The sequence below is a fragment of the Arthrobacter sp. ISL-28 genome (assembly GCF_018613875.1).
GTDB lineage: Bacteria > Actinomycetota > Actinomycetes > Actinomycetales > Micrococcaceae > Arthrobacter.
The window spans coordinates 333,122-348,016 of sequence record NZ_JAGGPJ010000007.1; the positions used below are offsets into that span (position 1 = coordinate 333,122).

Sequence of the window (14,895 nt, forward strand, 5' to 3'; positions counted from 1 at the left end):
CCTCTTTCACAACAGACCATGTTGTCACGGACGCGGGGAACTCCGTGCACCAAGGCGCCCGGAAAATCGCTACGCTAGTAGTCACAACATCATCTATCGGGAGGCGGCCGGCATCGTGAGCAATGCAGAAGCCACGACTTCATCAGACCGGACCGGCGCGGGAAAGGCTGAATCCGCGGCTGTCCACAATCCCGAGGCTGAACGCCTCCGGGCTTTGCTTGAGCCCGCGGTCCAGGCCCACAGGCTGTACCTGGAGGATGTTGCCATCAACATCGCGGGCTCCAACCGGGTGGTCCACGTGGTGGTGGACCTGCCGCAGGAGGAAACCGGCGGGGTCAGCCTTGATGTCATCGCAGACATCTCCAAGGAGCTCTCCGACATTCTGGACAGCGATCCCAACACTGACAGCCGCCCCTACGATCTTGAAGTGTCATCGCCTGGGGTGGCGCGCCCGCTGACGGAGCCCCGGCACTGGCACCGTGCCCGCGGCCGGATGGTGAGCGTCAACGTCATTCAGGGCGACAACGTCACCGGCAGGATCCAGTCGGTGGACGACTCCGGAGTGATCCTGGTCCCCGAAATCACAGTGAAAAAAGGGATGAAACCCAAACAGGGCGAACCCGTACGACTTCCTTTCGACAAGATCCGCAGCGGAAAAGTTGAAATTGAGTTCAGCCACCTCGACGAGGCCGGTCTGGAAAATGAGCACAATGGACCTTCTGAGGAGGCCTGATGGATATTGACATGAGCGCACTGAGACTACTGGAGCGTGAGCGCGAAATCCCGCTGGATCTCCTCATTCCCACGATCGAGCAGGCACTGCTGGTCGCCTACCACAAGTCCCCGGGCGCCTTCGAGAAGGCCCGCGCTGAACTGGACCGCAAGAGCGGCCACGTGACCATCTGGGCCACCGAAATCGACGACGACGGCATGCCCATCGGCGAGTTCGAGGACACCCCTGCAGGCTTCGGCCGCATCGCAGCCAGCACCGCCCGCCAGATCATCCTGCAGCGCCTTCGCGACGTCGAGGATGACAACGTCCTCGGTGAGTTCAAGGGCCGCGAAGGCGAGCTGGTGGCCGGACTGATCCAGCAGGGCAACAACCCTCACATGATCCAGGTCAATCTGGGAACGGTCGAGGCACTGCTGCCGCCGCCCGAACAGGTTCCGGGAGAGAAGTACGTCCACGGCAACCGCCTCCGCGCCTATGTGATTGACGTGCACCGCGGCACCAAGGGCCCGTCCATCACGCTGTCCCGCTCCCACCCGGGCCTCGTGCGGAAGCTCTTCGAGCTGGAGGTACCGGAAATCGCCGACCACTCGGTCGAGATTGTTGCCCTGGCCCGCGAAGCCGGGCACCGGACCAAGATCGCGGTGAAGGCCAATACGCCCGGCATCAACGCCAAGGGCGCCTGCATCGGCGAAATGGGGTCCCGCGTCCGGGCCGTCATGACCGAGTTGAACGACGAAAAGATCGACATCGTTGACTACAGCGAGGATCCGGCAACGTTCATCGCCAGTGCACTGTCCCCGTCGCGTGTGAATTCTGTCACCATTACCGATGAAGCCACCCGTTCGGCCCGCGTTGTGGTGCCGGACTACCAGCTGTCCCTGGCCATCGGCAAGGAAGGCCAGAACGCCCGCCTGGCGGCGAAGCTGACCGGATGGCGGATCGACATCGTGTCCGACGCCGCGGCGCCGCGCGCTTAAAACAGCCCTCCGGCAGTCCGCCACGCGTGAACCGGAATCTGGAACTGTCCGCGATTGCAGCGGGCAGTTCCGGTCCGGGGGCCCCTGGGGGCTAGAATAGAACATGACCGTGCCTAACAGCCGGCATCAGTGTGCCTGTGTGTGCCCGCGTTTCTGCCGAACGGCAGCAACCGGCCCCCGGGCAGGCAGATATGTACAGGCAGGAAGATACTCGTAAGTGGCAGCAGTGCAACACCTCGGGAATCAGCCGCAGCGTACCTGCATCGGATGCCGGAAAAAAGGATCACGGTCTGAGTTACTCCGGCTCGTCTCCGACGCCGGCGGGTCACCCGCCGTCATAGTGGATGAACGACGCCGGATGGCTGGCAGGGGTGCATGGCTGCACCCCAGCGAAGCGTGCCTTGCCCTGGCGGTCAAGCGGCGTGCATTCGGACGGGCCCTCAAGGGCGCAACCGAAACCGCCGCGATCGAACGCTGGATCAAGGCAGGCACGCACGCCGTGGACACCCCGGTGGCCGCAGCAACAACCGTCCAACCTGAAAGCGGGTCAGAAAACTGATGGAAACCCGATGAGTTCCCAGCGATGAGTGCGCAACGATGACAACTTTGTTGCGCTCTGCAATGGACCTTTCAGCTGCACTCGCGGCGGAGGTCCGCAGTAAGAAGTAGACGGTTCGTGCCTGGCTCGGTGCGGACCGAGACAGGAGAAATGTGGCCAAGGTCCGCGTACATGAGCTTGCGAAAGAGCTCGGTATTACTTCCAAAGATGCAGTAACCAAACTGCAGGAACTGGGCGAATTCGTTCGCTCTGCCTCTTCCACCATTGAGGCCCCCGTTGTGCGGAAACTCCGCAACGCCTTCCCGGCTGCTGCCGGTTCGAAGACAGAAGCACCCGCAAGCGCCCCCAAGGCTCCCGCCAAGGCGGCAGAATCACGTCCTGCCCCGGCACCCGGTCCGGCGGCCCCGAAGGCCCAGGCCCCGGCGCCCGCTCCGGCACCCAAGGCTGAAGCTCCGGCGCCCAAGGCTGAAGCTCCGGCCGCGCCTGCAGCCCCGGCTGCTCCCGCTGCAGCAGCACCCGCAGCTCCCTCTGCTGCAGCCCCCGCTGCTCCCTCGACGGGCGCCAAGCCCGGAGCGCGTCCGGCACCCAAGGCTGAAGCTCCGGCAACGCCCGCAGCACGGCAGGGCGGTTCGGCTCCCCGCCCGGGCGGTCCCCGCCCCGGCAACAACCCGTTCGCAACATCGCAGGGCATGCCTCGCGGTCGTGGCGGCGATGGAGAGCGTCCGCCGCGCCCGGGCAACAACCCGTTCGCAACGTCGCAGGGCATGCCCCGTCCCGGTGGCAGCCGCACTGACGGCGACCGTCCCGGCGGTCCCCGCCCCGCGGCGGGCGCCGGCGGTCCCCGTCCGGGCGCTCCGCGTACCGCCGGTGCTCCCGGCGGCGCTGGTGCGCGTCCCGGTGCTCCGCGTACCGGTGGTGCTCCGGGTGGTCCGCGTCCCGCGGGTGGCGCCGGTGGAAACCGTCCGACTCCGGGCATGATGCCCAACCGCACTGAGCGTCCTGCACCGGCTGGCGCCGGCGGACGTCCGGGCGGCGGCGGCCGTGGTCCGGGACGTCCCGGCGGTGCTCCCGGCACCGGTGGCGCTCCCGGTGCAGGCGGCGGCGCTCCGGCCGGCGGCGGCTTCGGCAAGGGCGGCCGCGGTCGCGGCGGTACCCAGGGTGCCTTCGGTAAGGGCGGTGCAGGCCGTGGCAAGCAGCGCAAGTCGAAGCGTGCAAAGCGCCAAGAGCTCGAGCAGATGAGCGCCCCGTCGCTGGGTGGCGTGAGCGTACCCCGCGGCGACGGCAACACCGTAGTCCGGCTTCGCCGTGGCTCGTCCATCACGGATTTCGCCGACAAGATCGAGGCAAACCCCGCCGCACTGGTGACCGTGCTGTTCCACCTTGGTGAAATGGCAACCGCAACCCAGTCGCTGGATGAGGAAACCTTCGCACTGCTTGGCGAGGAGCTTGGCTACAAGCTCCAGGTCGTTTCCCCGGAGGACGAGGAGCGCGAGCTGCTCTCCACCTTCGACATCGACTTCGACGCCGAACTGGAAGCCGAAGGCGACGAAGACCTTGAGGCACGTCCTCCGGTAGTCACCGTCATGGGTCACGTTGACCACGGTAAGACCCGCCTGCTCGATGCCATCCGCAAGTCCGACGTCATGGCGGGCGAACACGGCGGCATCACGCAGCACATCGGTGCCTACCAGGTCACGCACAACCACGAAGGCGAAGACCGCAAGATCACCTTCATCGATACCCCGGGCCACGAGGCGTTCACCGCCATGCGTGCCCGTGGTGCGAAGGTCACGGACATCGCCATCCTGGTGGTCGCAGCGGACGACGGCGTTATGCCGCAGACCGTTGAGGCCCTCAACCACGCGCAGGCAGCAAACGTGCCGATTGTCGTGGCCGTGAACAAGATCGATAAGGAAGGGGCCAACCCGGAGAAGGTCCGCGGGCAGCTGACCGAATACGGACTGGTTCCGGAAGAGTACGGTGGCGACACCATGTTCGTTGAGGTCTCTGCACGCCAGAACCTGAACATCGACGAGCTGCTCGAGGCTGTGCTGCTGACCGCAGACGCAGCCCTGGACATGCGCGCCAACCCGAACAAGGACGCCCGCGGTATCGCGATTGAAGCCAACCTCGACAAGGGCCGCGGTTCCGTGGCAACTGTCCTGGTCCAGTCCGGCAGCCTGCGCGTCGGTGACACGATCGTTGCCGGTACGGCCCACGGCCGTGTCCGTGCGATGTTCGACGACGACGGCAGCGCCCTGACCGAGGCCGGCCCGTCCCGTCCCGTCCAGGTGCTGGGTCTGTCCAACGTGCCGCGCGCCGGCGACACCTTCTTTGTGACCGCTGACGAGCGCACCGCCCGCCAGATCGCCGAGAAGCGTGAAGCAGCCGACCGCAACGCCGCCCTGGCCAAGCGCCGCAAGCGCATCAGCCTGGAAGACTTCGACCAGGCCGTCGCCGAAGGCAAGATCGACACCCTCAACCTCATCCTCAAGGGTGACGTGTCCGGTGCCGTGGAAGCCCTCGAAGACGCGCTGCTCAAGATCGACGTCGGCGAGGGTGTCCAGCTCCGCGTTATCCACCGCGGTGTTGGTGCGATTACGCAGAACGACGTCAACCTGGCGACGGTCGACAGCGCCGTCATTATCGGCTTCAACGTCAAGCCCGCCGAGCGGGTTGCCGAACTGGCAGACCGCGAAGGCGTGGACATGCGCTTCTACTCCGTCATCTACGCAGCAATCGATGACATTGAAATGGCCCTCAAGGGCATGCTCAAGCCGGAGTACGAAGAGGTTCAGCTTGGCACCGCCGAGGTCCGCGAAGTGTTCCGCTCCTCCAAGTTCGGAAACATCGCCGGTTCCATCGTTCGCTCGGGCATTATCCGACGCAATACGAAGGCACGCATCAGCCGCGACGGCAAGATCATCGGTGACAACCTCACCGTTGAGACGCTCAAGCGCTTCAAGGACGACGCCACCGAGGTCCGCACGGACTTCGAGTGCGGTATCGGTCTTGGCTCGTACAACGACATCAACGAAGGCGACATCATCGAGACCTTCGAGATGCGCGAGAAGCCGCGCGTCTAATTTGTCCTAGCGTTACAAAGGTGCGGGGCCGTTGGAATTTTTCCGGCGGCCCCGCCCCTTCGCTGGGTGGCCTACGTCTGACGACGTCAGCCACCCAGCTTCGGCAGGCCCCAAGCCACTCCCAGGTCGCCGGAAAAATCCAGCGGGAGTCCGTCGTTGACTCGCCGTCGTGCGTGGCAGAAAACTGAAACCAGCGACGCAGCCCACCGGGCCGCCGTCGTACATCCAAATATTGAGGAGTGGAAATGGCTGATCCGGCACGCGCTGCCAAGTTGGCGCAGCGGATTAAGGTTGTTGTTGCGGAGGCCTTGGGCCGGAAGGTTAAGGATCCGCGGCTTGAGGGCATTACTGTTACCGATGCCCGGGTGACCAATGACCTGCAGCACGCCACCATCTACTACACCGTTTTCGGTGACCAGGCTCTTCAGGCGCATGCTGCCAAGGGGCTGGAGAAGGCCAAGGGCGTACTCCGGCAGGAAGTGGGCCGGAACGTGACTGTCCGGCTGACTCCCACGCTGGAGTTCGTGGCGGACCAGATCCCCGTGAATGCCTCCAACCTGGAGGAGCTGCTCCGCGAGGCGAAGAAGCGCGACGCCGAGGTTGCCGCCCTGGCCGAGAACGCCCGGCACGCCGGCGACCCCGACCCGTACAAGAGCGACGTTCCGGCTGACGTGGAAATCGATGAGGACGACTTTGACGAAGAGGACACTGTCCTCGGCGGTGACGACGCCATCGATGAGGACCAGAGCAAGTAAAAGCCTGCAGAAACGGTGCGGCCGGATCCCTCAGGATCCGGCCGCACCGTTTTCTATTGCCTACTCCGACTGTTTGCCTGTCAGGAAGCCGGTCATTCCTCCCAGTGTAAGGTCAGTCGTCCCTGTGCCCCGTCAGGGCCATTGAGACAACGCGCCCGTCCGGGGCCTTCATCGGTTCAGGCAGGGCATTCACCGTGGCATAGAGGGTGTCGCCCCTGAGGTCCACGTCAGCGGCCAGCTTTGCCGGGAGCAGAACACGCTGTTTGCCGTCGTCGTCTGAGATCCTGAGCACACCCTTCCCGAAAAGGGAAGCCACGTACACGTTGCCGTCGTCATCCGTCTCAATGCCCGTCGGCGACATCACGTGGTCCGCAAACAGCTTGACCTTCCCGGTGTGGGGATTGACTTTGTAGACGGAACCGCGGGCGCCGAGGGCGGGATCTTCAGGCCCGCCGGGGAGCAACGACACATACAGCCAGCCGTCAGGACCGACGGTGACGTCGGTAGGAACCGGCTCGAACCTATACGTGTGGCCGACAATGCAGCTCGGCATCTTCAGCGCCGCCGCCTGTTCGGCTGTGATGCGGTGCGGCTGTGGCGGCAGTACGGCGACGGTTTTTGTCGAGCCGGACTTCACATCGACGGAGACGATGCTGTTGGCTCCCGCATCTGCCACGTACACCGTCCTACCGGAAACTTCGATGCCGTAGGGATGGGAATCTACGTCACCCTTGTAGGCGACCGGAACGTCCTTTGGTAGCTTGGCCGCGCAGGTGGCCGGCAGGTTCCGGAAACCGTACTGGGTCTTGCCGTCAGCGTTTTCCTTTTTCTCCAAGGCAGCCAGATCGCCAAACGTGCGGTGTTTCCCGTCGGCGCCGATGCTTCGGATGCGCCCGGCCAGCGGGCGGGGATCCATGGGTCCGGCCCCTTGGCTCACGGCGAAGTAGATGGTTCCGCGCTGCCGGTCGGAGCCCGCAACGTCCCAGGCAGCGTTCTCATAGACCGTCGAACGGGCACCGTTCCGGGCTATCCGCACCAGCCGGCCCGCGAATTCTTCGCTGACGAGAACTGAACCGTCATACCCCGCACTGACGTGCAGCGGAGTGAGCAGGCCCTTCGCGAGCACCTTCGGGGCTACGGGGGCGGCCGCGACCGCGGTGCCGGAGGACAGAATCACGGATGTCGCGGCGAGGACTGCCAGGATTGAGAGTTTCTTTTTCATGCTGTCTCCAATGTCAATGGTGATCATCCAGAGCATTGAGACCGTTAATTTTGGCCCGCATTATGGGGTTCCCCCGACGCGCGCATTCTAGTCCCGCGGGTTCGGGACTGTCGATGGGCCTGGAATAAGTCCGCGTCCGCGGCCGCCGAAAATCGCGCCGTTCTGGCTATGATCGGATCATGCTTGCGCAACCAACGGCCGCAGATGTCCAGGAGTACCTCACCGAGGCAGTCGCCCTCGCCGAACGGAACGTGGCCGCCGGGGGCGGGCCCTTCGGTGCGCTGGTGGTTACCGCGGACGGGGCAGTCCATGAAGGCGTCAACCGCGTCACCCGGGACAACGACCCCACTGCCCACGCTGAAGTGGTGGCCATTCGGACGGCAGCAGCCGAATCAGGGAATTTCGACCTCAGCGGTGCGGTCCTCTACACAAGCTGCGAGCCCTGTCCGCTCTGCCTGGCAGCTGCGCTCTGGGCACGCATCGACTGCGTGTACTTTGCCGCCGACCGGCACGGTGCGGCGGCCGCCGGGTTCGACGACGCCGTGTTCTATGAGTATTTCGGCGGCACCCGCCCGGAACTACTGCCCGTCAGCCATACGCCCGTTCCGACGTCGGACGCACCCTTTGCCGCCTGGCGCAACAATGCCCAACGCACCCACTACTGATCTGGCCACCGGAGCCTGATGACTGAAGAAGGGCGGGGGAGTGGGCTCTCAACTGATTAAGTGTCCAAGCTGCGGAAAGACAAACCGGGTTCCCGATGCAGCGGCCGGCCACCCTCGCTGCGGAAGCTGCCGCCAGGTCCTTCCGTGGATCGTGACGGCCGGTGATGCCGACTTTGCGACCATCGCGGAGCAGTCAACCGTGCCCGCCCTGATCGATTTCTGGGCCGCCTGGTGTGGGCCCTGCCGGGCGGTCAGCCCCGTGCTCGACAAGCTCGCCCAGGAAAAAGCCGGACAGATTAAGCTCGTCAAAGTCGACGTGGACCGTGCCCCGGAACTATCACGCCGTTTCGCCGTGCAGTCGATTCCCACGCTTCTGGTCATCAGCGGAGGCAAGGTGGTAGCCCGGCAAACCGGAGCGGCACCCGCTCCCGCGCTTCGATTCTGGCTGGAGCAGGCACTCGCCGCCACCAGCGGCTGAGCTACGCCGGTTTGCCGACGGCGGCATCACCGCCGCCCGGGGAGCCGGCTCACGCCCTCCACAAGGTCCGCCTGGCTGGCGCACAGCGCTATCCGGATCCAGCCCTCGCCAATCGACCCGAAAGCGGTTCCCGGGGCAAACGAGACGCCCGACTCGGTGAGGAATCGTCGGACCCAGGACCGGACATCACCTCCGCTCACATGCGACACATCGGCCCACAGGTAAAACGCCCCCTGCGCGCTGAGGAACGGGATGCCCTTGGAGCGCAGGAGGGCGGAGGCGGCGTCGCGGTTGGTCCGGTAGTGGTCCCGGGCCTGCACCACGTAGTCCTGGGGGCCAGTCAGTGCGGCCAGAGCCGCGTACTGCGACGGCGAGGCCACGCAGGAGACGATGGACTCCATCACGTTGTTCATCCGCTGCTCCAGTCCGGGCGGACAGATGAGGCCGCCGATACGGAGCCCGGTCAGTCCGTAGGTCTTGGACAGCGTCAAGGACGTGAACACCCTGGCCTCACCGGGGACATTGCTGTCGAAGCGTGCCGGGCTGACATGGGGGACATCGTAGGTGAAGGCCTCATAGCACTCATCCGAAATGATCCAGAGGTCGTGCCGCTGGGCCAGTTCCACGAGTTGACGCGTCACGTCCTCGGCCAGTACGGCGCCCAGCGGGTTCGACGGCGAGTTGAGCATGAGAACGCGGGTCCGGTCCGTGATCAGGGCTTCGACATCCTCGATCCGGGGCTGGAAGTCGTATTCAGGGTAGAGGGGATACCTCACCGGGACAGCGTGCAGCAGCCTGCTGGTCATGGCGAAGGTGGGATAGCCGGGATTGGGAATCAGGATCTCATCGCCGGGGGCGAGGAGCAGGCTCATGGCCATGTGCAGGCCCTGCTGTGCGCCAGCGACGACATACACCCGGTCGGCTCCGATGTCGGCGCCGGACTGCACCCGGAACCTGGCGGCCAAAGCCTCCCGAAGGGCAGGGATTCCGGCGTTCGGCGTGTAGTTCGTCTCGTCGCGGTCCAGGCAGGCCATTCCGGCGTCAAGGACGTGCCGGGGAAGTGGGAACCCTGGCTCACCGATACTCAGCACCACGGCGTCGGGCACATGCCAGGCCGCCTCTGTGATCTCGCGTATCTGATTGACAGGGACATCGAGTACGTGCGGCGCAAGCTCAGGCATGACGCCATCCTAGCGCCGGTAGCGCAGGGGGCCAGACCCCGCCGGGTACCCCGATATACTGGGAGGCGTGCTTTCTGGACTGGTAATAGTGGACAAGCCGCAGGGATGGACCAGCCACGATGTGGTTGGACGGATGCGGCGGATCGCCGGTACCCGGAAAGTAGGCCATGCGGGAACGCTGGATCCCATGGCCACCGGCGTACTTGTGGTGGGAATCAACAAGGCGACCCGGCTGCTCACGTACATCGTGGGAACCTCCAAGACCTACACTGCAACCATCCGGCTCGGCGAATCCACCGTCACCGACGATGCCGAGGGCGAAGTGGTGGCCACCACCAGCGCGGCCGCCGTCACGGATGAGGCGATCCGTGCCGGAGTGGCCTCCCTGACAGGCGAGATCCAGCAGGTGCCCAGCAGTGTCAGCGCCATCAAAGTCAATGGAGAACGTGCCTACGCCCGCGTCCGGTCCGGTCAAGACGTGAAGCTCGCCGCCCGGGCCGTGACCATTCACCGCTTTGACCTGCACGGGATCCGCCGCGAGCAAGGCGGAGACGTGGTGGACGTTGACGTCACCGTCGAATGCTCTTCCGGAACGTACATCCGGGCCCTTGCCCGGGACCTGGGCATTTCGCTGGGCGTGGGCGGCCATTTGACGGAGTTGCGCCGGACCCACGTGGGCCCTTACTCACTGGACCAGGCGCGGACCCTCGAGCAGCTTGCCGAGGACCTTGAAGTTCTCGAAATGTCCCAGGCTGCCCGCGCCCTCATGCCCAACCGGGAGCTGAGCGCGGAGGAAACCACCGAAATATCCTTCGGCCGCCGCATCGCTGCGGGGGCCCCTGCCGGCTCTGCGGCGGCGGCCACCGCGGACCGTCCGGCAGCCGCCTTTGCGCCCGACGGCTCCCTCGTGGCACTGCTGGCGGACACGGGCAACTTCGCCAAGCCGGTGCTCGTCTTCGCGCCCGGAACCGGCGGCCAACCCAGCAGCGAGCAGGCCGGTTAGCCTTGGACGCGTATTTCTACATCATCCTGGGCGTCGGCCTCCTGTCCACCGTCATCTGCGTGGTCGCAGGAATCCTGAAGAAGGCACCCAATGACGTCACCATCCTCTCGGTGGCAGCCGTGGAGCTGGCCCTGCTCGTGTACCTTGTCGGCTCGATCGTCCGGGTCGTTGCCGGGGAGCAGATAGCGGGGGAGGCCTGGGAGTTCTGGGGGTACCTCATCACCGCCCTCATGCTGCCTGTCGCCGCGGTGTACTGGTCCATTCTGGAACGGACCCGCTGGAGCAACTTTGTCCTTGCCGCCGTCGGAGTGACCGCCCTGGTCATGGCCGCACGAATGAACCAGATCTGGTACTGAAGTGGAAGAAGAAGCACCCAACGTGACCACAACACCCGCCAAAACCGCACACCAGACCCGGGACACCCGCAACACCGGGCCGGGACGCCTCCTCATCGCCGTCTATGCGGTGTTCGCCATTTCGGCCACCGCACGTGCCGGCTACCAGATCCTCACCAAGTTCTCCGAGGCTCCGCTCGCTTATCTGTTGTCGGCCTTCGCTGCCCTGGTTTACGTTGTGGCCACGGTTTCGCTCGCCAAACCGGGGCGGACCTGGTTCCGGGTATCGGTCGCCGCCGTCCTCGTGGAACTGGTCGGAGTGGTCATCGTGGGCGCGCTGAGCATATTCGACGCCGTCCAGTTCCCGCACGAAACAGTGTGGTCCCTGTTCGGCCGCGGCTATGCCTTCATCCCGCTGATCCTTCCGATTCTGGGTCTCGTCTGGCTCTACCGGAGGCGGCCGGCCGCCTAGCTCTACCGCACCCGGCCGTACCGCAGGGCGGCAGATCACGCCGACCACCGGCGCCGGGGCCGTCCATTACCTGCAACGATTGCAGGTAATCTTAGAGAGTTCCGGCGCCGGGGAGGCGCCCGAACGGGTTCCTGTCAGGCAGTAAAAGGCGAGGTTGATGGTTCACATCTGGAACGATCCGACCGAAGTCCCCCACGACTTTGGTCCTTCCGTTGTCACTATCGGCAACTTCGACGGCGTCCACCGCGGCCACCAGCAGGTGCTGTCCCAGCTGATCCGGACGGCCAGGCTGAACAGGGCAAAGTCCGTGGCAGTGACGTTCGATCCACACCCGGCCCAGGTCCACCGGCCGGAGAGTGCTCCCGAGCTCATCATGGGCTTGCAGGACAAGCTGCAGGCGCTGGGCGAGCTGGGCCTGGACGCTGTGCTCGTCATGAAGTACTCGCTCGAGCTTGCCAGCCTCACGCCGGAGGAATTTGTCGGCTCTGTCCTCGTTGACGGACTCCACGCCAGCCACGTCGTCATCGGCCATGACACCCGCTTCGGCCGGGGAAACTCCGGGGACCTGAACACCATGCGCCAGCTCGGGGAGAAGTTCGGCTTTGAAGTTCTGGTCATCAGCGAATTTGGTTCCGAGGGCTTCCCCATCCACGACGACGACGGCACGGACCGCCGCTGTTCGTCCACCTGGGTGCGTGAGGCGCTGAGGGACGGTGACGTCGCCACGGCTGCAGCCGTGCTCGGACGCCCGCACCAGATGCGCGGGGAAGTTGTCCACGGGGCTGCCCGCGGCCGCGCGCTCGGGTTTCCCACCGCCAATCTCTCCTCCGACGCCAGCGGGCTCATCCCCGCGGACGGCATCTACGCCGGATGGCTCGTTGACCAGGAAGGGACGCGGTGGCCGGCCGCCATATCGGTCGGCTCCAACCCGACCTTCGACGGCGTCAGCCGTCAGGTGGAGGCCCACGTCATCGATCGCCCGGCAGAATCCGCAGACGACTTCAATCTGTACGGCCAGACAGTAGTCGTGGAGTTTGTCGCACGACTTCGGGGCATGGTGGCATACCGTGGGCCTGAAGCACTCGTGGAGCAGATGCGCCAGGACGTCGTGCAGACGCACAACCTCCTTCGCAAGCGTTGATCCGTCAGCCCACACAGTAATTGGCAAGGAAGGCAACGCTGTGACCGTGGAGAAGAACACCAGAAAACTGGACAAGGGGATCGTCCGCGATTTCAGTTCCAGAATGAGTTATGGGGCGTACCTTCAGTTGCCCACGCTGCTCAGCGCCCAGCGGCCCGTCAGCTCGCCGGAGCACCATGACGAGATGCTGTTCATCATCCAGCACCAGACCACGGAACTCTGGCTCAAGCTGGTGCTGCACGAACTCCGCAGCGCTGCCGAACACCTCCGGGCCGACGATCTGGGTACAGCCCTGAAGGGAATCGCCCGCGTCAAGCATATCCAGAAGACCCTCACCGAGCAGTGGTCGGTGCTGGCCACGCTGACGCCCACGGAATACTCGCAATTCCGCGGGTTCCTCGGCAACTCCTCGGGATTCCAGTCCAGCCAGTACCGGGCTGTGGAATTTGTGCTGGGCAACAAGAACCGGAAGATGCTGCCGGTCTTCGAATCGGATCCTGAAGCGCACGCGCTGCTGCAGAACGTCCTTGACGCCCCCAGCATCTACGACGAATTCCTTGCCTACCTGAACCGCCAGGGCTTTGACGTTCCCGCCTCCGTCCTTGACCGCGACGTCACCAAGGCCCACGAGTTCACGCCCGAGCTCGTCCCGTTGTTCAAATACATCTACGAGAATGCGGCCGAAAACTGGGGCGCCTATGAGGCGTGCGAGGAACTTGTGGACCTTGAGGACAACTTCCAGCTGTGGCGGTTCCGCCACCTGCGGACGGTGCAGCGGACCATCGGCATGAAGAGCGGTACCGGCGGCTCCAGCGGCGTCGCCTTTCTACAGAAAGCCCTCGAACTCACGTTCTTCCCCGAGCTGTTCGCCGTACGGACGGAGATCGGCCAGTGACGGCGGTTCGGGAGGCCCAGGACGCGCTTCTTCAACGCCGCGCCCTCCGGCTGGATGCCGAGGATCCTCTGGCGCAGTACCGGGATCATTTCATCGGCACGGACACCGAGCTGTCCTACCTTGACGGCAATTCCCTGGGCCGCCCGCTCAAGAGGACCGCCGATGACATCACCGCCTTTATCCATGCCGGCTGGGGCGGCCGCCTGATCCGCGGCTGGGACGAGGAATGGCTGGACATGCCGCAGGCCATCGGGGACCAGCTGGGACGCGCGGTCCTAGGCGCCGCAGCAGGGCAGACCATCATTGCCGATTCCACCACCGTGGTGCTCTACAAGCTGATCCGGGCAGCGCTTGCCGCGGTCAGGGATCCGGCGAGGACTGAAATTGTCCTGGACACCGACAACTTCCCCACGGACCGGTACCTCGTCGAGGGCATCGCCCGGGAGGAAGGGCTGACCCTGCGCTGGATCGACGCCGACCCTGCCGCCGGCGTGACCCTTGACCAGGTGAGGGAGGCCGCAGGGCCGGCCACCGCCGTCGTACTCCTTAGTCATGTGGCCTACCGCTCAGGGTTCCTCGCTGACCTGCCCGGCATCACGGCGGCAGTCCACGACGCCGGGGCGCTGATGGTGTGGGACCTGTGCCATTCAGCGGGGTCGATGGAGATAGGGCTGGACGCGGCGGGCGTTGATTTCGCCGCCGGCTGCACCTACAAATACCTCAACGGCGGTCCCGGTTCGCCCGCTTTTGCATACGTCAATGCCCGGCATCTTCCCGGACTCGCCCAGCCCATCTGGGGCTGGATGGGCCGGAAGGACGCGTTCGAGATGGGGCCCGGCTACGAGGCCACGTCCGGTATCCGCGGCTTCCTCAGCGGAACCCCGGCCATCTTCGGAATGATCGCCATGCGGGGCACGCTGGACCTGATCGAGGAAGCGGGGATGCCGGCCCTCCGCGAGAAGTCACTGCGGCTTACCGCCTACGCCCTGGAACTGCACGATGCCTGGCTCGCCCCCGGAGGCGTGAAACTGGCAACGCCGCGCGCGCCCGAACTGCGCGGAAGCCACATCACCGTTGACCACCCTTCCTTCCGCGAAGTGACGGCGGCGCTGTGGGAGAAGGACGTCATCCCCGATTTCCGCGCGCCGGCGGGCATCAGGATCGGTCTGTCCCCGCTCAGCACCAGCTTCACGGAGCTCCACCGCGGGATGGCAGCCATCCGCGAGCTGCTGCCGCGCGCCTGACGGAAGGACGCCAGCGGCGTTTCGACAAGATTGCAGCAAGGCCGGTAAACTAAGCGGTGGATCCGGCTGCAGTCCGTGGTTGCTGGATCCTGTTTCGCGCGTACCGGCCCCTGCTTAGACGGGATGGTCCGCGCCGGCACACCCGGCAG

General features: G+C 65.1%; 15 protein-coding genes. 13 read left to right on the plus strand and 2 right to left on the minus strand.

The genetic code is table 11. From position 1 onward, the window contains the following. The first annotated feature begins 115 nt into the window (after positions 1–115). The 5 genes from rimP to rbfA all read left to right on the plus strand — a co-directional run bounded on the left by rimP (position 116) and on the right by rbfA (position 6,110). Positions 116–733 carry a ribosome maturation factor RimP gene (rimP, locus tag J7E80_RS06355; protein ID WP_215050620.1) on the plus strand — a complete coding sequence of 206 codons (618 nt, stop codon included), beginning with the start codon at positions 116–118 and terminating at the stop codon, positions 731–733. Beyond that, positions 733–1,710, plus strand: coding sequence for a transcription termination factor NusA (gene nusA, locus J7E80_RS06360; protein ID WP_215050621.1), 978 nt, complete (start codon positions 733–735; stop codon positions 1,708–1,710). Before rimP ends, nusA begins: the two co-directional genes overlap by 1 nt. Positions 1,711–1,936: 226 nt before the next feature. After that, positions 1,937–2,269: a YlxR family protein gene (locus J7E80_RS06365; RefSeq protein ID WP_311380773.1), complete on the plus strand. Its 333-nt coding sequence runs from the start codon at positions 1,937–1,939 to the stop codon at positions 2,267–2,269. Between the two features lie 152 nt (positions 2,270–2,421). After that, positions 2,422–5,355: a translation initiation factor IF-2 gene (infB, locus tag J7E80_RS06370; protein ID WP_215050623.1), complete on the plus strand. Its 2,934-nt coding sequence runs from the start codon at positions 2,422–2,424 to the stop codon at positions 5,353–5,355. A gap of 245 nt (positions 5,356–5,600) precedes the next feature. Beyond that, complete coding sequence (gene rbfA, locus J7E80_RS06375) at positions 5,601–6,110, plus strand: 30S ribosome-binding factor RbfA (protein WP_215050624.1); 510 nt, start codon at positions 5,601–5,603, stop codon at positions 6,108–6,110. A gap of 112 nt (positions 6,111–6,222) precedes the next feature. Here the strand turns inward: rbfA and J7E80_RS06380 are convergent, their stop codons facing one another. After that, the gene (locus J7E80_RS06380) at positions 6,223–7,332 is read right to left on the minus strand and encodes a ScyD/ScyE family protein (RefSeq protein WP_215050625.1); all 1,110 of its coding nucleotides are present in this window, start codon (positions 7,330–7,332) and stop codon (positions 6,223–6,225) included. 179 nt (positions 7,333–7,511) lie between these two features. On the opposite strand from J7E80_RS06380, the gene J7E80_RS06385 reads away from it, so the two are divergent. Together J7E80_RS06385 and trxA are read left to right on the plus strand one after the other, a co-directional pair. After that, positions 7,512–7,997, plus strand: coding sequence for a nucleoside deaminase (locus J7E80_RS06385; protein WP_215050626.1), 486 nt, complete (start codon positions 7,512–7,514; stop codon positions 7,995–7,997). A 40-nt stretch (positions 7,998–8,037) separates the two neighbouring features. Continuing rightward, positions 8,038–8,475: a thioredoxin gene (gene trxA / locus J7E80_RS06390; protein WP_215050627.1), complete on the plus strand. Its 438-nt coding sequence runs from the start codon at positions 8,038–8,040 to the stop codon at positions 8,473–8,475. A gap of 26 nt (positions 8,476–8,501) precedes the next feature. On the opposite strand, the gene J7E80_RS06395 is transcribed toward trxA, so the two are convergent. Beyond that, positions 8,502–9,656, minus strand: coding sequence for a pyridoxal phosphate-dependent aminotransferase (locus tag J7E80_RS06395; protein WP_215050628.1), 1,155 nt, complete (start codon positions 9,654–9,656; stop codon positions 8,502–8,504). A gap of 67 nt (positions 9,657–9,723) precedes the next feature. On the opposite strand from J7E80_RS06395, the gene truB reads away from it, so the two are divergent. The 6 genes from truB to J7E80_RS06425 all read left to right on the plus strand — a co-directional run bounded on the left by truB (position 9,724) and on the right by J7E80_RS06425 (position 14,746). Beyond that, on the plus strand, positions 9,724–10,659 hold the full coding sequence (gene truB, locus J7E80_RS06400; RefSeq protein WP_215050629.1) for a tRNA pseudouridine(55) synthase TruB: 936 nt from the start codon (positions 9,724–9,726) through the stop codon (positions 10,657–10,659). Between the two features lie 2 nt (positions 10,660–10,661). Continuing rightward, entirely contained in the window at positions 10,662–11,015 is a 354-nt protein-coding gene (locus tag J7E80_RS06405) for a hypothetical protein (RefSeq protein ID WP_215050630.1), read from the plus strand. A 22-nt stretch (positions 11,016–11,037) separates the two neighbouring features. Next, positions 11,038–11,466: a hypothetical protein gene (locus tag J7E80_RS06410; protein WP_215050631.1), complete on the plus strand. Its 429-nt coding sequence runs from the start codon at positions 11,038–11,040 to the stop codon at positions 11,464–11,466. A 157-nt stretch (positions 11,467–11,623) separates the two neighbouring features. Then, complete coding sequence (locus tag J7E80_RS06415; RefSeq protein WP_215050632.1) at positions 11,624–12,607, plus strand: bifunctional riboflavin kinase/FAD synthetase; 984 nt, start codon at positions 11,624–11,626, stop codon at positions 12,605–12,607. 40 nt (positions 12,608–12,647) lie between these two features. Next, positions 12,648–13,502 carry a tryptophan 2,3-dioxygenase gene (gene kynA, locus J7E80_RS06420; protein WP_215050633.1) on the plus strand — a complete coding sequence of 285 codons (855 nt, stop codon included), beginning with the start codon at positions 12,648–12,650 and terminating at the stop codon, positions 13,500–13,502. Then, positions 13,499–14,746, plus strand: a complete 1,248-nt coding sequence (locus tag J7E80_RS06425) for an aminotransferase class V-fold PLP-dependent enzyme (RefSeq protein WP_215050634.1) — start codon at positions 13,499–13,501, stop codon at positions 14,744–14,746. The genes kynA and J7E80_RS06425 overlap by 4 nt, the downstream gene beginning before the upstream one ends. Positions 14,747–14,895 lie beyond the last annotated feature (149 nt).

Bases quoted from the DNA above. Each gene is read 5' to 3' on its own strand.
- J7E80_RS06415 (WP_215050632.1), top strand. From the start codon at position 11,624: ATGGTTCACATCTGGAACGATCCGACCGAAGTCCCCCACGACTTTGGT.
- nusA (WP_215050621.1), top strand. From the start codon at position 733: ATGGATATTGACATGAGCGCACTGAGACTACTGGAGCGTGAGCGCGAA.
- rbfA (WP_215050624.1), top strand. From the start codon at position 5,601: ATGGCTGATCCGGCACGCGCTGCCAAGTTGGCGCAGCGGATTAAGGTT.
- J7E80_RS06380 (WP_215050625.1), bottom strand. From the start codon at position 7,332: ATGAAAAAGAAACTCTCAATCCTGGCAGTCCTCGCCGCGACATCCGTG.
- J7E80_RS06385 (WP_215050626.1), top strand. From the start codon at position 7,512: ATGCTTGCGCAACCAACGGCCGCAGATGTCCAGGAGTACCTCACCGAG.
- J7E80_RS06395 (WP_215050628.1), bottom strand. From the start codon at position 9,656: ATGCCTGAGCTTGCGCCGCACGTACTCGATGTCCCTGTCAATCAGATA.